The 18,266-nt window shown below is 69.2% G+C and carries 17 protein-coding genes; 9 read left to right on the plus strand and 8 right to left on the minus strand.

The genetic code is table 11. The features are described 5' to 3' along the window. Positions 1-49: 49 nt before the first annotated feature. Both nusA and rimP read right to left on the minus strand, forming a co-directional pair. Positions 50-1,078 (minus strand): transcription termination factor NusA, encoded by a 1,029-nt coding sequence (gene nusA / locus C8258_RS13755; protein WP_036503481.1) that lies wholly within the window; start codon positions 1,076-1,078, stop codon positions 50-52. Then, positions 1,075-1,710 (minus strand): ribosome maturation factor RimP, encoded by a 636-nt coding sequence (rimP, locus tag C8258_RS13760; protein ID WP_106955533.1) that lies wholly within the window; start codon positions 1,708-1,710, stop codon positions 1,075-1,077. Before rimP ends, nusA begins: the two co-directional genes overlap by 4 nt. Before the next feature lie 403 nt (positions 1,711-2,113). On the opposite strand from rimP, the gene C8258_RS13765 reads away from it, so the two are divergent. From C8258_RS13765 to C8258_RS13775, 3 genes are all read left to right on the plus strand, one after another. After that, positions 2,114-2,653, plus strand: a complete 540-nt coding sequence (locus C8258_RS13765) for a hypothetical protein (RefSeq protein ID WP_233225075.1) — start codon at positions 2,114-2,116, stop codon at positions 2,651-2,653. A gap of 70 nt (positions 2,654-2,723) precedes the next feature. Next, positions 2,724-3,155: a ferritin-like domain-containing protein gene (locus C8258_RS13770; RefSeq protein ID WP_106955534.1), complete on the plus strand. Its 432-nt coding sequence runs from the start codon at positions 2,724-2,726 to the stop codon at positions 3,153-3,155. 131 nt (positions 3,156-3,286) lie between these two features. After that, on the plus strand, positions 3,287-3,715 hold the full coding sequence (locus tag C8258_RS13775) for a hypothetical protein (protein ID WP_146161232.1): 429 nt from the start codon (positions 3,287-3,289) through the stop codon (positions 3,713-3,715). Positions 3,716-3,785: 70 nt separating this feature from the next. Here the strand turns inward: C8258_RS13775 and C8258_RS13780 are convergent, their stop codons facing one another. Continuing rightward, positions 3,786-5,543, minus strand: coding sequence for a proline--tRNA ligase (locus tag C8258_RS13780; protein ID WP_106955536.1), 1,758 nt, complete (start codon positions 5,541-5,543; stop codon positions 3,786-3,788). Between the two features lie 58 nt (positions 5,544-5,601). Between C8258_RS13780 and yaaA the strand changes: the two genes are divergently transcribed. The 3 genes from yaaA (at position 5,602) to C8258_RS13795 (ending at position 9,010) form a co-directional block, all read left to right on the plus strand. Continuing rightward, positions 5,602-6,366, plus strand: coding sequence for a peroxide stress protein YaaA (gene yaaA, locus C8258_RS13785; RefSeq protein ID WP_036503492.1), 765 nt, complete (start codon positions 5,602-5,604; stop codon positions 6,364-6,366). A 212-nt stretch (positions 6,367-6,578) separates the two neighbouring features. Beyond that, positions 6,579-8,546 carry a three-helix bundle dimerization domain-containing protein gene (locus tag C8258_RS32885; RefSeq protein WP_199195699.1) on the plus strand — a complete coding sequence of 656 codons (1,968 nt, stop codon included), beginning with the start codon at positions 6,579-6,581 and terminating at the stop codon, positions 8,544-8,546. A gap of 68 nt (positions 8,547-8,614) precedes the next feature. Then, on the plus strand, positions 8,615-9,010 hold the full coding sequence (locus tag C8258_RS13795) for an ankyrin repeat domain-containing protein (protein ID WP_106955537.1): 396 nt from the start codon (positions 8,615-8,617) through the stop codon (positions 9,008-9,010). 22 nt (positions 9,011-9,032) lie between these two features. Here the strand turns inward: C8258_RS13795 and C8258_RS13800 are convergent, their stop codons facing one another. The 4 genes from C8258_RS13800 to C8258_RS13815 all read right to left on the minus strand — a co-directional run bounded on the left by C8258_RS13800 (position 9,033) and on the right by C8258_RS13815 (position 13,123). Then, positions 9,033-10,493, minus strand: coding sequence for an MFS transporter (locus C8258_RS13800; protein ID WP_036503497.1), 1,461 nt, complete (start codon positions 10,491-10,493; stop codon positions 9,033-9,035). Between the two features lie 132 nt (positions 10,494-10,625). Then, positions 10,626-11,885, minus strand: coding sequence for a uroporphyrinogen-III C-methyltransferase (gene cobA / locus C8258_RS13805; protein WP_106955538.1), 1,260 nt, complete (start codon positions 11,883-11,885; stop codon positions 10,626-10,628). A gap of 70 nt (positions 11,886-11,955) precedes the next feature. Then, complete coding sequence (locus C8258_RS13810) at positions 11,956-12,561, minus strand: LGFP repeat-containing protein (RefSeq protein WP_233225076.1); 606 nt, start codon at positions 12,559-12,561, stop codon at positions 11,956-11,958. Positions 12,562-12,715: 154 nt separating this feature from the next. Beyond that, positions 12,716-13,123, minus strand: coding sequence for a PPOX class F420-dependent oxidoreductase (locus C8258_RS13815; protein WP_106955539.1), 408 nt, complete (start codon positions 13,121-13,123; stop codon positions 12,716-12,718). Positions 13,124-13,210: 87 nt separating this feature from the next. On the opposite strand from C8258_RS13815, the gene C8258_RS13820 reads away from it, so the two are divergent. Then, complete coding sequence (locus C8258_RS13820; protein ID WP_146161233.1) at positions 13,211-14,179, plus strand: alpha/beta hydrolase; 969 nt, start codon at positions 13,211-13,213, stop codon at positions 14,177-14,179. Positions 14,180-14,181: 2 nt separating this feature from the next. Here C8258_RS13820 and C8258_RS13825 read toward each other — a convergent pair whose 3' ends face one another. After that, complete coding sequence (locus C8258_RS13825) at positions 14,182-15,522, minus strand: DoxX family protein (protein WP_233225092.1); 1,341 nt, start codon at positions 15,520-15,522, stop codon at positions 14,182-14,184. A gap of 389 nt (positions 15,523-15,911) precedes the next feature. Here C8258_RS13825 and C8258_RS13830 point away from each other — a divergent pair, with 389 nt between their 5' ends. Both C8258_RS13830 and C8258_RS13835 read left to right on the plus strand, forming a co-directional pair. Further along, entirely contained in the window at positions 15,912-17,048 is a 1,137-nt protein-coding gene (locus tag C8258_RS13830) for a phosphotransferase family protein (protein WP_036503505.1), read from the plus strand. 8 nt (positions 17,049-17,056) lie between these two features. Then, on the plus strand, positions 17,057-18,187 hold the full coding sequence (locus tag C8258_RS13835) for a hypothetical protein (RefSeq protein WP_106955541.1): 1,131 nt from the start codon (positions 17,057-17,059) through the stop codon (positions 18,185-18,187). Positions 18,188-18,266 lie beyond the last annotated feature (79 nt).

The following is an 18,266-nucleotide window of genomic DNA, read 5'->3' on the forward strand; positions in this document are numbered from 1 at the left end:
ATCCAGCCCCTGGTTGACTTCCGCACTCGCGTTGCCGTCCCGGCGCGACCTACCCGTGCTGGGCGTGTGGTCGCGGCGATCCGGCCACGTCGGGGGCGGCGTCGGAGCGGATATCGATGCGCCAACCGGTCAATCGCGCGGCCAACCGGGCGTTCTGGCCTTCCTTGCCGATCGCCAGCGACAGCTGGAAATCGGGGACCACGACCCGGGCGGCACGGGCCTCCGGATCGACGATCGTGACCGAGACAACCTTGGACGGACTCAGTGCATTCCCGACGAAGGCGGCCGGATCCTCGGCCCAGTCGATGATGTCGATCTTCTCGCCCGCCAGCTCGCTCATCACATTGCGCACGCGCTGCCCCATCGGGCCGATACAGGCGCCCTTGGCGTTCACGCCGGGCACGGTGGAGCGCACCGCGATCTTGGAACGATGGCCGGCCTCGCGGGCCACGGCGACGATCTCCACCGACCCGTCGGCGATCTCGGGCACCTCGAGCGCGAACAGCCGGCGCACCAGATTCGGGTGCGTGCGCGACAGCGTGATCTGCGGGCCGCGCGCGCCGCGAGACACGCCGTAGACGTAGCACTTGATGCGGTCGCCGTGCTCGTAGGTCTCGCCGGGAACCTGCTCGGCCGGCGGGATCACTCCCTCGGCGCCGTTGGCCTCGCTGCCGATGCGCACCACGACGGTGCCGCGGGCGTTCATCCGGGCGTCGCGCTGGACGACGCCGCCGACGATATCGCCCTCGTGCGTCGAGAACTCACCGAAGGATTTCTCGTTCTCGGCGTCGCGCAGCCGCTGCAGCACGACTTGGCGCGCGGTGGTGGCGGCGATGCGGCCGAAGCCTTCGGGAGTGTCGTCCCATTCGGAGACGACGTTCCCGTCGGCGTCGGTCTCGGTGGCCATCACGCGCACCACGCCGGTCTTCTGATTGATGTCGATGCGTGCGTTGGGCTCATGGCCCTCGGTGTGCCGATAGGCGGTCAGCAGAGCCGACTCGATCGCGGAGAGCACTGTCTCCATCGAGATTCCCTTATCGGCGACGATCGCACGCAGGGCTTCGATTTCGATGTTCATTCCACGATCCCTTCGGTCGGCGCAACTACTGAGTGTTCTTCCCGGGCGGCGGGTGCGGCCGGATCGACGGCCTGATCGGCGGCCCCCGGTTCCGGGCGGCCCGTGGCCACGCCCCCGGCGAGTTCCATCTCCGCCGCACCGGGGGGTGAGAACTCCACCTGGACGACCGCGGACTCGATATCGGCCAGCGGCACGCTCACCCGGTGGGGCGCGCGTTTACCGCCGAGCACCAGGGCCACCTCGGTATCGGTGCTCGCGCCGACCCGGGCGTCGAAGCTGGCGGGACCGTCGGGGGTCTGCGCACCCGGCCGCATCCGCACTCGCACCTTGCGACCGCGAGCTCGTCGCCAGTGACGCGGAGCCGTCAGCGGGCGCTCGACACCCGGGGTGGTGACTTCCAGCAGATAGGGGGTTTCGCCGACATCGGCGGCCTCGTCGAGCGCTTCGGAGATCTCGGAACTCACTTCCGCGATCGTGTCCAGATCGACGGTCTCGTCGCCGTCGACGGTCACCGTCACCCGCGCCTGCGGCCCGCCCGCGGCCGTGATGTGCACGCCCTCGAGGTCGAGCCCTCGGCGTTCGACGAGCCCAGCAACGAGCTGGCTCACCCTTTCCTCGGTCGGCATCGGCATATGGGGCGGCTCCTGGTTCAGTTGTGACGCGGTATTGGTCCTGGTCCGGCATGGTCGGCGCGCATGTCCCGCGGATTGTTCCGCCGGAGGTCTAGCGTAACGCGCTGCAAGAGTGTAAAGGACCAGCCAACCCGGTCGAGTCGGCCCGGGTCGGGTTCTTCTGCGCGCCCGCGGTCCGCCGGACCGCCTCGGGCTCGCTGAACGGACCGTCCCACGGGCCACGCCCCTTCCGGACGGGAGCATTCCTCCGCGGGGCCGGCGGGAGAGACCGGGGCGTATACCGACGGCGGCACCAGGGCTCAGCTGGGCGGACGGACGGCGGCCCCGGCGCGAACGGACGCGAGCGAGGCATGCCGGCGGGCTGGGCGCGGGGGCCGGTGATGATCACTGGCACGATGTAGGCGTGCCCAGCCGTCTCGATGTGATTCCGGTGCCGCCGGATCGGACCGTCCCCCCGCGCCTCGACCGCCGCTCGCTGTTGCGCTCGGCCGGCGGCGGCGTGGTCGCGCTCGTCGCCGTGAGCGCGGTCGCGGCCTGTTCCGACGACAAGCCGTCCGCACCGGATGTGCTTGTGTCGCAGGAGGAATCGGCGCGCACCGACGCCGTGTGGGCGAAGGCGGCGATCGCCGCCGCACCGGAACACACCGCCGCGCTGACCGTCGTCGCCGCACAGCGCGCCCAGCACGCCGATGCGCTGCGCACCGAAATCGACCGCGCGGTAGGCGTGTACGGCGACGGCACGAAACCGAAATCCGCGACCCCACCCGTCGCCGAACCGCCCGCTCCCACCCCGCCGCCGACCGTCGCCGCGCTGCGGGCCCGGCTCACCGACTCCCAGCACTCCGCGGCCGAACTGGCCGCGGCCCAGACCGGATACCGTGCCGGCCTGCTCGCCTCGATCAGCGCCTGCTGCGGCGCCCACGTGGCGGTGGTGCTGGCGTGAGCGGTCAGGCGCGGAGGCGGCAGCGCAGCGTCACCACGCAGCGCCCCGCACACGCCCGAAAGGACACAGCGTGAGTACCGATCAGCAGGCGCTGCTGGACGCGCTGAACGCCGAATACACCGCGGTCTACGCCTACGGCCTCATCGCGGCCTACGCGTCCCCGGAGCGGGCGAAGATCGTCGCCGAATTCACCGCGACCCACCGTGCCCGCCGCGATGCCACCGCCGACGCGCTGAAGGCGGCCGGCGCGAGCGTCCCGGCCCCCGCCGCGGCCTACACCCCGCCCTTCCCGGTCGACGATCCCATCCCCGCGGCCAAACTCGCCGTCACCGTGGAAACCGATACCGCGGTCGCGTGGCGTGCGGTCGTGGAACACTCCACGACTCCGGATCGCCGCCGCACCGGCACCGAGGCCCTCACCGAATGCGCCATCCGCCTGGCCACCTGGCAGTCGATCCTCGGCGTGAATCCCGCGACCACGCCGTTCCCCGGCCAGCCCTGAGCCCCGGGCGGCCACTCGACGACTGCCCGGCCGCACACATCGCGGCCAGGGTCCGCGCCCCACTCGTGGCCCCCGCAACACCGGTAGCGTGCTCCGGTATGCCGCGGAGAGACGTCGAAGGGAGAACGGGAATGGCCGTGAGGATGCGACGGATCGGTGCGGCGGCGGCCGCGGGGGCGCTCGGATCGCTGCTCGCCGTGAACGTGGCCGGCGCCGACGTCACGGGCGTGCGTGTCGACGCCGGGGCGGACGGGCTGCGCACCGGATGTTCCGCCACGCTGACCGCGACGGTCGACACCCCGGTGCCGGACGGCAGCGCGGTGACATTCATCAACAGTGGCGGGTCGGTTCCGGGTAACGGCGAACCTATCGCTGGCACTCCGGTCTACCACCCCGAGAACGGCACGGTGACTGTGGCGTGGACGCCGAAATACACCGGGCGGCAGAACATCACGGCACAGCAGTTCAAGCCCGGCAGTTACACGTCGAGCAGCTATATCACCGTCGACGTCGTGGGCAGCGGGCTGAACACCGGCAGCTCCTGCCTTCCGCTGCCGTAGCGCGGCGCGTCGCCGGCATCGGGACGGCGCGGGGTGCACCCGGTCCGGCCGACCGGGTGCACGCGAGCGATCAGCCGCGGATCTTCGCGAGCACAGTGTCGACGGCCGCGGCCGCCGCAATGTCCTCGGATTCCCCGGTGAAGCGGTTCCGCAGTTCCACCTTGCCGTCGGCCCAGCCCCGGCCGATGACGAGAACCCAAGGCATGCCGAGCAATTCGGCATCCTTGAACTTGACGCCGGGTGAGGCGGTGCGGTCGTCGAACAGCACCTCGAGGCCCTGGGCGTCCAGACCGGCGACGACCTCCTCGGCGCCGGCGCGGGCCGCCTCGTCCTTGTTGGCGATGACGACGTGCACATCGAAGGGGGCGACCTCGGCCGGCCAGCGCAGGCCCTTCTCGTCGTGCATCTGCTCCGCGATCACCGCGACCATCCGGGAGACGCCGACCCCGTAGGAACCCTGGACGAGCCGGACCGGTTTGCCGTTCTCACCGAGCACGTCCACCTCGAACGCATCGGTGTACTTGTAGCCGAGCTGGAAGATGTGGGCGATCTCGATACCGCGCGCCGAGTGCAGCACACCGCGGCCGTCGGGTGAGGGGTCGCCGTCGCGCACCTCGGCGGCCTCGATCGTGCCGTCGGGGGTGAAATCGCGGCCCGCGACGAGTCCGACGACATGCTTGCCGGAGGCGTCGGCGCCGGTGATCCACGCCGTGCCGGTCACCACGCGCGGGTCGACCAGATAGCGAACGCCGTTGTCCAGCAGCGCCTTCGGACCGATGTACCCCTTCACCAGGAACGGGTTGGCGGCGAAGTCCTCGTCGGTGAGCAACTCCACCTCGGCGGGCTCGAGGCTCGCGCCGAGCCGCTTGGCGTCGACCTCGCGATCACCGGGCACGCCGATGCCGACGATCTCGGACTTGCCGTCGGGGTGGCGCAACTTCACCATGACGTTCTTCAACGTGTCGGCGGCGGTCACCGGGCGGCCGAACTGTTCGGCGATCCCGGCGTCGTTGGCCCAGTCGACGAGCGACGCGATGGTCGGCGTGCCCGGGGTGTCGTGCACGACGGCGGCCGGCTGCCCCTCGATCGGGATCTCCGGCGGCGCGGGCGTCACCACGGCCTCCACATTGGCCGCGTACCCCGATTCGCGGCAGGTCACATAGGTGTCCTCACCGATGGGGCTGCTGGCCAGGAACTCCTCGGAGGCGCTGCCGCCCATCGCGCCGGAGGTGGCGGCGACGATCACGTATTCGACCCCGAGCCGGGCGAAGATGCGCTGATATGCCTGGCGGTGGGCGGCATAGCTGGCCTTCAGGCCGTCCTCGTCGAGATCGAAGGAATAGGAGTCCTTCATGACGAATTCGCGCCCGCGCAGAATTCCGGCACGCGGCCGTTCCTCGTCGCGGTACTTGGTCTGAATCTGGTACAGCGTGACCGGCAGATCCTTGTAGGAGTTGTATTCACCCTTGACCGTCAGGGCGAACAATTCCTCGTGGGTGGGTCCGAGCAGCATGTCGGTGCCCTTGCGGTCCTGCAGACGGAAAAGGCTGTCGCCGTATTCGGTCCAGCGATTGGTGGTTTCGTACGGCTCGCGCGGCAGCAGCGCGGGCAGCGAAATCTCCTGGCCGCCGATCGCGTCCATCTCCTGACGCACCACGTCCTCGACCTTGCGCAGCACCTTCAAACCCAGCGGCAACCACGAATAGACGCCCGGCGCGATCCGGCGCACATATCCGGCGCGGACCAGAAGTTTGTGGCTGGGCACCTCGGCGTCGGCGGGATCGTCGCGCAGGGTGCGCAGGAACAGGTGCGAGAGACGGGTGATCACGGATGCACAGACTAGCCGCTGCTGCGTGGATGCCTGCAGGGCATTACCGTATCGGCTCGTGCTGGTGATTCTGCCTCCTTCCGAAACCAAGTCCGACGGCGGAACTCTCGGTCCGCTCGATCTGGATTCCCTGTGGTTACCGCAGCTCACCGCCGTGCGGGACAAGCTGATCACCGAGCTGATCGAATTGGCCGCGGACCCGGAGGCGGCGCGGGTGGCATTGGGGCTGGGGAAGGCGACCGGCGCGGGCGCGGAAGGTTTGCAGACCGCGCTCGCCCGCAACGCGTCACTGCGGACCGCCGCGACCGCACCCGCGCTGCGGCGCTACACCGGTGTGCTCTACGACGCGCTCGACGCCGGTTCGCTGACCAAGACACAGCGCGCTCGCGCCGAGGAGCGGCTGGCGATAGGTTCGGCGCTGTTCGGGGTCGTCCGCGCGGGGGACGCGATTCCGGGGTACCGGCTCTCGGGGGGTTCGAAACTGCCGGGCCTGCCGACGCTGGCTTCGCTGTGGAAACCGGTGCTGGCCCCGGCATTGCGGGAAGCGACGGCCGGTCAGCTGGTCGTCGACCTGCGTTCGGGGACCTATCAGCAATTGGGGCGGTTGCCCGGCGCGGTGACCGCGACCGTACTGACCGAACGCCCGGACGGCAGCCGCACGGTGGTGAGCCATTTCAACAAACATCACAAGGGGCTGCTGGCGCGGGCCCTGGTATCGACCCGCGCCGAACCCGGTGATATCCGGGCGCTGGCGCGGATAGCCGAAAAGGCCGGGCTGCGTGTGGAAATCGCGTCGTCGAGCGAACTGCTGGTCCTCACGTGAGTGAATTCTCGGTGACCGCCGACGTAATTCGAGCCGAATGCGACCTGCCCAACCACGGGAACAATCGCCGAAAAATGCCTCTCCACCAGCACATTTCAGGGTCTCCGGGCCGAAACACCGCCGCACGGAACGGGTATTCCGGCTCGCTATCGTAACTTCGGCGCGGCCGGCCGACCGCTGCCGTTGGGATGCGATTGGGCGAGGAGTTCGGCGTGGGTGACGCCACCGACCGTGAAGAAAAGGCACTGCGTCAGTTGACCGATCGACTGGTCGGCCATTACGGCAGCAGCCATTCCCCGGAATTGGTACAGGAATTGGTCGGCCAGGTGCGCCGGCGCTTCGACGGCCACGCCGTGCGCGATTTCGTGCCGATTCTGGTGGAACGCATCGTGCGCCGCGAATTGCAGCACACCCCACCGCAACCCAAGGCCGAGGATCCCTCGCACGAGCTCGAATACGCTGCCGCGCCGGTTGTTCCGGAACGGGTCGCGGCGCCCTCGATCGAGGAGGACACCACCGACGCCGCACCCGAATCCGCCGATCACGCGCCGGGCGCCGCCGCGGAACCTGCGACCGATGCTGTCGCGGAACCTGCGACCGATGCCGCCGTGACATCTGCGACCGATTCCGCCGCGGAAGCGGCCGCCGTTGCGGAACCTGCACCCGGCGAAGCGGATTCGCCGGACTCCGTCGACACTACGCACACCGGCGACACCGCGGCCGAAGCCGGCGCCGAGTCCTCGCCGCCCGCCGACCGCACCGCATCCGCCGACAGCGGCGACGCGGGCGCCGGCCAGTCTGATACCGGCGCCACCGAAAGTACTGCACCTCAACGCAATTCGATTACCGACACCGCCGCTGAGGCTCCGGTCGAGACCACGGCGGACGAGCGGAAACACCTCGAATCGCCGGCGGTTTCCGCGACATCCGCCGGCGCGGTCGCGTCCCGCCACGCCCCCGTCGAACCGACGAAACCGGAGACCGTGGCGGAGCCATCGCCCGTCGGTGACGCTCCGCCGGAACCGGACCGCGAGACCACGCCGAGCCCGGCCTCCGCGACTACGTCCACACCGAGCCTCGTGACCGCGCTGCGACAGCCGCGGATCCTTGCCGGGGCGGCCGCGGTGGTCGTCGTGGTCGTGGCACTGGTGGTGGCCTTCGGCTTCCGCGGCGGCGACAGCGCCGCCCCCGCCCCGGCTCCCGCGCTGACCGTCGCGCACGGCGTGGTCGGGTCGGAGAAGATGGGCTTCTTCACCGACCAGCGCGTAGTGGATGCCTTGGCGCGTAAGGGGATTCGACTGGAGGTCGATCCGGCCGGATCTCGGCAGATCGCGACGTCGGTGAAGCTGGACGGTGACGACTTCGCCTTCCCGTCGAGCAGCCTCGCCGCCGAGCGGATTCAGCGCGAGCGCGGGATCACCGCGAAATACACACCGTTCTCCTCGCCGATGGTGGTCGCGAGTTTCCGGCCGATCGTGGACCTGCTCACCCGCGCGGGAATCGTCCGGCAGGGGCCGGTGCCCGCGTTCGATATGCGGCGGTATCTCGATCTCACGCAGCAGGGCACGCAGTGGGATCAGCTGGAGGGCAACACCGCATATCCGGTGCGCAAGAACGTGTTGATCTCGACCACCGACCCGCGGACCTCCAATTCGGCGGCGATGTATCTGGCGGTGGCCGCCTACGTCGCCAACGACGATGCGATCGTGCAGGGCCCGGCCGCCGAGAATTTCGTCCTCTCGAAGGTGTCGCGACTGTTCACCAGACAGGGATACACCGAGAACTCCAGCGCGGGACCGTTCGGCGAATATCTCGCCGCCGGAATGGGTCCCACGCCCATGGTGTGGGGATACGAATCGCAGTTCGTGGAGGCCGCCGTCGCCGGCAAGCTGCCCGCCGACGCGGTGATGCTGTACCCGTCCCCGACGGTGCTGTCCCGGCACACGCTGGTCCCGCTGACCGCCACCGGCGACCGGGTCGGGCAGTTGCTGAGCACCGATCACGAATTGCAGCGTCTGGCCGCCGAACACGGCTTCCGCACCGCCGATCCGGCCCAGTTCACCGCGGTGACCGCCGAGCACCACATGCCGGTCGCCCCGGATGTGGTCGACATCGTCGACCCGCCGACCTACGACACCCTGGAACACCTTCTCGACGGGGTCGCGCGTTCCTACAACTGATCGAGCACAGATCGACGGACAGGTCGCCGGTTCCCCGGCTCCCCGCCCCGCCGTGGTAGTAATGGCCCGTGGGTACCGACGGCGTGGATCCGGATCTGGTCGAACTGGCGACCAAGGTCTTCGAGCTGGCCCGCACGGGCGAGGCGGCGACGCTCGCGGCGTATATCGACGCGGGCGTTCCGGTGAATCTGACCAACGACAACGGCGACACGCTGCTGATGCTGGCCGCCTACCACGGCCATCGGGCGGCCGTGACCGCACTGCTCGAACGCGGCGCCGAGCCCGATCGCGCCAACGACCGCGGCCAGACGCCGGCCGCGGGAGCGGTATTCAAGGGTGAGGACGACATTCTGAAGGCCCTGCTGGCGGCCGGGGCCGACCCGGACGCCGGCACCCCGTCGGCTCGGGAATCGGCCACCGTCTTCGGCAGAACGGAGCTGCTGGAACTGCTCGATCGCCGCTGAGTCGCTCGATCGCCCGGCGGCGTTACACCTGCTGCGCTTCCTCCTGCGCGTGCTGGGCTTCGGCGAGCTGCTGGGGGGTGTAGCGCAGCGTGAGCACCAGCAGTCCGATGATCACGGCGCCGATCGCGCAGATGAGCAGGACGAACGTGTAACCGCTGGACAGCGCCGCGACCTCGGTGGGCGTCAGATTCGACGTCCGGTCGGTCCTGCCGCCGAGCGAGAGCGTGCGCGAGGCCGCCAGCGGGGTCAGCAGGCCGACCGCGAAGGGGGTGCCCAGGGTGAGAATCATCTGGCCGATCGCCGACAGCGGGCCGACCTCGTTCACCGGCACGCCCACCAGCAGGCACAGCGGCCCGACCACGATCACGAAACCGATCGCCATACCGACCACCGCCAGCAGCACCAGCAGCGTCGGCAGATATTCGACGGAGCGGTCCAGCGTGGAGCCGAAGAACAGCGCTCCCGCCAGGACGGCCGCGGCACCCGCGAGCAGCCAGCGCGGCCGGATCATCAACGCGGCCTTGGACGCCACGCCGGTACCGATGCCGGCACCGATCGTGAACGGAATCGAGGCCAGGCCGGCGACGAGCGGGCTGTAGCCGACGACGTTCTGCAGGAACTGCGCGACGAAGTAGGTCATCGCACCGAGGACACCGGAGCCCAGCAGCAGCGCGATGAACGTGATCGACCGGTCGCGATCGCGGAAGAGGGTGAGCGGCAGCAGCGGATTGACGGCGGACCGTTCGGCCAGCACGAACGCCACCAGCAGCAGCAATCCGGCGATCAGCGCACCGATGACATACGGGCTGGTCCAGCCGAGATCGGGGCCCTCGGTCGCACCGAACACCACTCCCACACAGCCGAGGGTGCCGAGGAAGGCGCCGCGCACGTCCAGGGGCAGCCGGTGGTGGGTCGAATCGTGCAGCTGGAAGGCCGCGCCGAGGATGATCAGGAGCCCGATCGGGACATTGATCAGGAAGATCAGCCGCCAGTTCCATTCGGCCAGAGCGCCGCCGACGACGAGTCCGCCGACCGAGCCGACACCCATCATCGAACCGAAGATGGCGATCGCCTGGTTGCGCGGCGGCCCGGGTGCGAAGGTGCTGACCACCAGCGCCATCGCCACGGGTGCGGCGATGGCGGCGCCGGTGCCCTGCAGGGCCCGCGCGAAGATCAACATGGCCTCGTTCTGCGCCAGCCCACACAGCAGTGAGGCCAGGGTGAAGAACGAAACACCCAGCAGCAGCATCTTTTTGCGCCCGAACGAGTCGCCGAGACGGCCACCCAGTAGCATCAGCCCGCCGTAGGTGAGGCCGTAGGCGGTCACCGTCCACGCACTGCCCGAACTGGTCAGGCCCAGATGACGTTGCAGGGCGGGCAGCGCCAGGATCACGACCGTGCCGTCCAGTACGACCATCAACTGCAGGCCGGACAGGACCAGGATCGGCAACCCGAAGGCCCGCTTCGTCACCGGATATTGCATCGTCGCAGCGGGGTTATCGAGCACAGTGACTCACTGTAACGGATATCGGCACCGGCCAGCCGAATGCGTACTCGCGCTGCCCACGCGACACTCGACACGGCTGTACCCCTGTCCCGGGCACGCACCGCGGACCTAACCGGCCTGCTCGTCGGCAGCTGGCGCGCCCGCGGTGAAACCGGCGGTCGGGCCGATGACGATGATCGCCGGGGGCCGGATGCCCTCGGCGCGCACACGTTCGGCGACCGTGGACAGATCCGCGCGCACGATCCGCTGGGTGCGCAGGCTGCCTTCCTGGACGACGGTGACCGGCGTGTCGGCGGCGCGGCCACCGTCGACGAGCGCGGCGGCGAACTTCTCGATGCGTTCCACCCCCATCAGCAGCACGAGAGTGCCGCGCAGCCGGGCCAGTGCGGGCCAATCCACCAGCGAATCCGGGTGATCGGGCGGGATGTGCCCGCTCACCACCACGAATTCGTGGGTGACGCCGCGGTGGGTCACCGGAATACCGGCCAGGGCGGGCACCGAGATCGCGGAGGTGACGCCCGGAACCACGGTCACCGGCACGCCGGCGTCCACGCACGCCTCGAGTTCCTCGAAGCCGCGGCCGAAGACGTACGGATCGCCGCCCTTGAGCCGGACCACGAATTTGCCGGCCTTGGCGCCCTCGACGAGGGCGGTGTTGATCGCCTCCTGCGCCATCGCGCGGCCGTACGGGATCTTCGCCGCGTCGACGACCTCCACATGCGGTCCGAGTTCGGCGAGCAGCTCCGGCGGCGCCAGCCGGTCGGCGACGACCAGATCGGCGCGGGCGAGTAGCCGGCGGCCCCGCACGGTGATCAGATCGGGGTCGCCCGGCCCGCCGCCGACCAGCGCGACACCGGGTGTCACGGGTTCGGAGTCGTCGGCGATCACACCCGATTGCAGCGCCTCCAGCAGTGCGGTGCGCACCGCGGCCGATCGGCGGTGCCGCCCACTGGCCAGCACCGCGAGCGTCAGCCCGTCGTAGCGGGCGCTGGCGGGAGTGACGGCGGTGCCGAGGCGGGCATTGTCGGCGCGCACGCAGAAGATGCGGCGGCGGGTGGCCTCCTCGACCACGGCGGCATTGGTCTCGGGCTCGTCGGTGCAGGCGATCGCGTACCAGGCGCCGTCGAGATCGCCGTCGGCGTAGGCCCGCTGGGAGATGCGCAGTTGACCGGAGGCGGCCATACCCTCCACCGCGGGGGTCACCGTCCGGCTGATCACCTCGATATCGGCCCCGCTCGCGATGAGCAGTCCGAGTCGGCGCTGGGCTACCGAGCCGCCACCCACGACGACGACGCGGCGGCCGGCCAGATCGAGCCCGACGACATAGTTCGGGTCACCGGATTGCTGGTCGTCTGTCGTATTCGGCACAAGGTTTCAGCCTACGGCGTGGCCGGGCAAACTCCGCAATCACCCGTCGCGACGCCGCAGGCTGGGATTATCAGGGCTTCCAGGTGATCCGGCCGCCCTGGAAATCCTGGGCCTTGCCGCCGTTGTAGTCGTATTCGTCGCTGGTCGGCAGGCCGTAGCGGCCGCCGTCGGCGTTGCTGCCTTCCCACATGCCGAGAATCGATCCCCACACCGGGTGCGCGCCGGTGTTCGCCGACCACACGATGACGCCGCCGGGGAATCGGGTGAAGCGGCCCTTGCCGTCCTTGCCGGCCTTGGCCTCGTCGGTGAGCGGGAAGCCCAGCGGGCTGTTCTCCCAGCCCATCGAGCCCCACTTGTCGCGGATCAGGCCGCAGATCGCATGGGCGTCGGTGCCCACGGACCAGTAGATCGAGCAGCCGCGGTCGAAGACCTGGAATTTGCCGCCGTTCGCGTCGGACTCCGGGCCGGTCGGGTTGCCGAGGACCGCGGTACCGCCGGCGCGGTCGTATTCCTTCTCGATCGCCCCGCCCACGTCGAACGCGCCGACCGGCCGGGCGGCCGCGACACCGGCGCCCGTGCCGGTGAGCGCCGCCAGTGTGGCGGCAGCCGCGGCTGCCGTGCGCAGCCCGGCCCGGCGCGTGCTGCGTCTACTCTGTCTGCGACCTGACGAAGCCAAGTGAAACTCCCTTTACCTGCGAAGTTGGTGCGACGGAAGCTGTCGCTCCCGTCATCCTGCAGGGGTTACACCGGCTCTGCAACGATCGCCGTATCACGGTCGAGACTCATCTCACAGAATTACACGAGGTGAATTCGGTCGCATCGGAAGTGGCTCAGAGGCGGCCGTTGACCCGTTCCGGGGTTACCCGCACGATCACTCGCTCGGCGTCGTCGACGGAGGCTGGATTGAATTCCACATACGGCAGGCCGGTGTATTTCGCCGACAGCCGGTCGGGCAGGGCCTTGTCGGGGTCGGGCGTGACGGTGGCGGTGCCGCGGATCTCCGCGTAGGCGTACGGATTGTCCGGCGGGTTGATCATGATCGTCACCCGCGGGTCGCGCACCACGTTCTTGTACTGCTGACGCGAGACGGTGGTGGAGTACAGCAGGTCCTCACCCTCGCGCAGGAGCCAGGTGACGGTCAGATGCGGCTGCCCGTCGCGGCCGATCGTCGCCAGCGTGGCGAAAACCTTTGTGTCGTCGAGGATCTTCTTCAGGTCGTCGGAGAGTTCAGCACCCATGCCACGACACAACCGGGTGCCGCGCACACTCATTCCCGCTCGCCGCCGGTACGTCACGGTGCGCTCGGCGCGTTCTATGCTGCGAACATGCGACGAGCGGTGTTGCAGGTTCTGACCGTGCTGGTGACGGTGGCGGTCGCCGCCGCGGTGGCCGCCACCGCGTATGCGCAGGACCCCTATCGCGCGAGCGGCCCGACCGAGGCCCGCTACTCGGAGCCGGGGCCGTGGCGGGTCACCGAGCACTACGGATTCGGCTGCTGCGACAGCACCGGCGCCGCCTACGACATCTGGTATCCGACCGATGTGGCCGCGCGCGGTCCTCGCCATCCGATCATCACCTGGGGCGACGGCACGAACGCGCAACCCCGGCAGTACGCCCATCTGCTGCGGCATCTGGCGTCCTGGGGTTTCGTGGTGATCGCGACCGAGAATCGCAGTACCGGCTCCGGCGCCGACATCGCCGGAGCGGCAAGGTATCTCATCGATCGGGCCGCCGATCCGGCGAGCGTCTTCCACGATCGGCTCGACACCTCGGCGATCGGCGCCGTCGGACATTCCCAGGGCGCCACCGGGGCGCTCAACGCGATGATCGACTCGGGCGGGCTGATTCGCACCGCCGTGCCGATCGAATTGCCCGCTCAGTCGTTCTGCTCGAACCGGTTGAGCTGCACCGACACTCGTCGCCTGGCGGGCGGTTCGGTGTTCTTCGTCAACGGCTCCGACGACGCGCTGATCTCCCCCTCGCAGAAGCTGTGGGCGCTTCCGGGACTGCAGTCCAACCAGGATTACTACGAGGCCACGCCGGCTTCGGTGACGAAGGCGTGGGGCACACTGGTCGGCCCCAACCACAACGACGTCCAAGGTCAACCCGACTGCGCCCGGGCCTCGTCGCCGTGCACCGACGGCGTGTACGGCTACCTCGGCTATCCGACCGCGTGGCTGGCGGCCCGGCTGTGGAAGTGTGCCGCGGCGGCGGCCGCCTTCGCTCCCGGCACCGGGGAGTTCTATGCTCCGAATCCGCATTGGGGCAACCAGATCGGCGCGACGGCCGGCTGACCTCACCCCTCGGGTGCGTCCTGGATCCAGTGGAAGCCGCGGCTGCGTTGCGGGAAGGCGTCCGGGTCCTGGCGCCGGAAGGTCACCGTCACCGGATGCCCGTCCAGGTCGCCGGTGAACCGCAGCCGGTCCGGTCCCTGCTGTTCGTAGACGAAGCCGCCGGCGGTCACGGATTGCTGCTCGGCGCCGGGCACGGCATGCAGGTCCAGACGATGGGCGCCGGTATCGACCCGCACCTGTACCGGCACGAACGTCCCGTCCATCCGCTGATACTGCATGACTCCGTCGAAGTCGAATACCGCGCGCTGCCACCGGTCCCGGTCCGTGAGCAGCGGCGCGACCGGCTGCCCGTCGCGGCTGAATTCGTCGACCTGCCAGATCCCGTACAGCGGCGGTTTCGTCCGGCCCGGCCCCTCGTCCCACAACTGCAGGCTCACGTGGGTCAGAGCCACCGCCACCCAGATCCCGATTCCGATCTGCACCAGCGCCGCGAACCAGCGGGCCCGGCGGGTGCGGAACGGGTACGGCGCCGTCGAGCGTCCGACCGGGCGATCGAGTACCAGCACGTCCAGCAGCCGTCGCGCCTGCGGAGCGAGCAGCACCATCGACATCAGCATCAGGTGCCCGGACAGGATCTTGACCGGCACGTCGAAGGTCATGTTCAGGATGAAGACCTGCGCCATGCTCACCAGCGTCAGCATCGCGCCCACCGTCGCCGTGCGCGGAATGAACAGCAGGATCCCGGCCAGCAGTTCCGCGGCGCCGAGCAGGATCTCGTAGGTCGGGCTCATCCCGACCTGATTCCACAGCACCCCCATCGGCGTCAGGTTGCCGTACGGCTCCAGCAGCGTCGACAGCATCGGTTCGGGCATCTGGGTGGGGATGACCTTGGCGAAACCGTAGTTGAGCATCTGACCGGCCACACACAACCGGAGCAACAGCAGAAACCACCCGGCCAGCCGCCGGTAATCGGCGCGACGGCGGTCCAGCAGTGTCCAGATCAGCGTGCCGGCGACGGCGACGACCAGGATGCAGAACACCAGCACCCACAGAATCGTCTGATCGCCGCTGCCGTTCGGACTCAGCACCGGATGCACGCCGAAGACCGTGCGCCCGACCCACTCCAGCACCGGGCGCAGCAACCGCGGTTGCCACAGCACCGCGTCGGCGTCGAGCCAGCGGCCGAACCAGCCGGTGAAGGCGAACACGATCTGCGGATAGATCAGACAGAACAACCCGAAATACAGGAACGTGAACCGGAAGGCCACGCGGGTCAGGGGCTTCCAGCCCACCGCCGTCTCGGATTCGGGTTCCAGCCGCGGCGTTTCGGCCTGCGCCACCATGACACTCACTACCCACTCCTCTCCCCGACGGATCCGGCGCACGGCTGCGTCGCCGAACGCCGAGGCGAACGGGGTGCGCGGATCGGTGCACGACGTTACGAGGGCCCGCGGCGAAAGTCCTCAGGGCCGGACCCCGATTCCGCGCTACTCCGCGCGGCGTACGTGGCAGCACGAATCTCAGGGGTGGCCCCTGCCCCCGTTCGTGCGCACCGCGGGCAAACCGGATCCCGGTGAGCGGAACGGCGGAAGATTCGCCGCCGATTCCGTGCCACCGCGCACTAGAACGCGTTACATTTCATCCACACGCCACCCGCGCCGGGCCGGATATCGCCGTGCCCGAGCGTAATGAGTTGGCGCACAGACGTTTTCATCCCGTCAGGAGGTCCGATATGTCGGGCGAATCCGATACCGACCCCGGGCAGCGGCGGCAACTGACCACCAGCGCTCGCGATCTCGACGAACTCGCCGAGCGACTCACCCAGTGGCTGGCCGGCAAGCTCACCGGCACCACCGCGCCGGTGATCACGGGGCTGTCGCGGCCACAGGCAGGTGGTATGTCCAGTTCCTCGGTGATGTTCGAGGCGAGCTGGGAGCGCGACGGCCGCACGGAGGGCGGCTCGTATGTGGCACGCATGCCTCCCGAGGAGGGCTCGTTCCCGGTCTTCGAGAACTACGACCTCGACACCCAGTACGCGGTGATGGCCGGGGTCGGCGCGCACAGCGATGTGCCGGTGCCCCGGCTGTGCTGGTTCGAGCCGGACGAATCCGTGCTCGGCACACCGTTTTTCGTGATGGAACGGATCCACGGCCGGATCCCGGAGGACAATCCGCCGTACGTCTTCGTCGGCTGGGTCTTCGACGCCACGCCGCAGCAGCGCATGCGGATCACCCGCGCCACGGTCGACATCATCGCGAGAGTCCACGCCATCGCCGACCCGGCGGCGAAATTCCCCGCCCTGGCCGGGGAAGGATCGTCACTGCGCCGCCACTTCGATGCCCAGCGCCACTGGTACCGATGGGCGCTCGCCGACGACGGTTACCGAATCCCGTTGCTGGAGCGCGGTTTCGACTGGCTCGAACAGCACTGGCCCGCCGATCCGGGACCCGACGTACTGAACTGGGGCGACGCCCGGCCCGGCAACATCATCTTCGACGAATTCGACCCGGTCGCGGTCCTGGACTGGGAGATGGCCACCCTCGGCCCGCGCGAACTCGACGTGGCCTGGTTGATCTTCATCCACCGCTTCTTCCAGGACATCGCCACCCGCTTCGATCAGCCCGGCCTGCCGGACTATCTGCGCCGCGACGACGTGGTCGCGCGCTACGAAGAGCTCACCGGCCATCGGCCGCGTGATCTGGAGTGGTATCTCGTCTACGCCGCGCTGCGCCACGGCATCGTGATGGCGCGCATCAAGCGGCGGATGATCCACTTCGGTGAGGACACCGACACCGACGACCGCGACGACTACGTGATGCACCGGGCGGCCCTCGAGGCCCTGCTCGACGGCACCTACCAGTGGGATTGAGGAGATTGATGGCAGGCATCGACGGACATCCGGCCCACCAGGCGCCGGTTCCGCTGGACGAATATCCGGTGCACCAGACGCCGCTGTCGCTGGCGCGCGCGGCCACCACCGACCGAAACTTCTACGACCGCAGCTACTTCAACGCGCACGACCGCAGCGGCGGCACGATGCTGGTCACCGGGTTCGGCGTCTATCCGAATCTCGGCGTGATCGACGCCTACGCCGCGGTCCGCCGCGGCGACATCCAGCGCACGGTCCGATTCTCGGACGCGCTGCCACCACGCGATCTGAACATGAGCGTCGGCGGCTATCGCATCGAGGTGGTCGAACCGTTGCGGCGCGTCCGGGTGATCTGCGAGCACGACGATCTGTCGTTCGACCTCACCTGGGACGGGTCGTTCCCCGCCGTCCAGGAGCAGCCGCATCTCATCCACACCGGCAGCCGGCCGATCATCGACGCGTCCCGGTTCGCCCAGGTCGGCTCCTGGTCGGGGACCCTGCACGTCGACGGTGACGACATCGCCGTCGATCCGGAGATCTGGATGGGGACCCGGGACCGGTCCTGGGGTATCCGGCCGGTCGGCGAGACCGAACCACCCGGCCGCGACGCGAGCGAACCGGCGGCGGGATTCTGGTGGCTCTACGTGCCGCTGCGGTTCGACGACTTCGCGATCGTGGTCATCGTGCAGGAGAATCCGGACGGCTTCCGCACCCTCAACGACGCCGTGCGGGTGTGGCCGGACGGGCGCGTCGAACAGCTGGGCTGGCCGCGCATTCACCTCGATTATCGTTCCGGCACGCGGATTCCCGTCTCCGCGCGGCTGGACATGACCGCCGGTGACGGCTCCCCGCTGACGGTCGAGGTGCGTGCGCACACCTGCATTCCGCTGCATATCGGCTGCGGTTACGGCGGCGATCCGGATTGGCTGCACGGGCAGTGGAAGGGACGCGACTGGTCGTCGAGCAGCCGCTACGACCTGACGGATCCGGCGGTGGCCGGGCGAATTCCGTGGGGTGTGATCGACCACGTCGGGCAGGCGCGGTGCGGCGACGCCGAAGGCTGGGGGTTGTTCGAACACGGCAGCCTCGGTCGTCACGACCCGACCGGCTTCGCCGATTGGTCCTCGGTCGCACCGTAACCCGGGGCCGCTCCGCGAGCAGCATTGCCGGGGCCGCTCCGCGAGCCGTGCCCGATGTGAGCTGGATCTCAGGTAGCCT

This window comes from Nocardia sp. MDA0666 (assembly GCF_003023875.1).
GTDB lineage: Bacteria > Actinomycetota > Actinomycetes > Mycobacteriales > Mycobacteriaceae > Nocardia > Nocardia aobensis.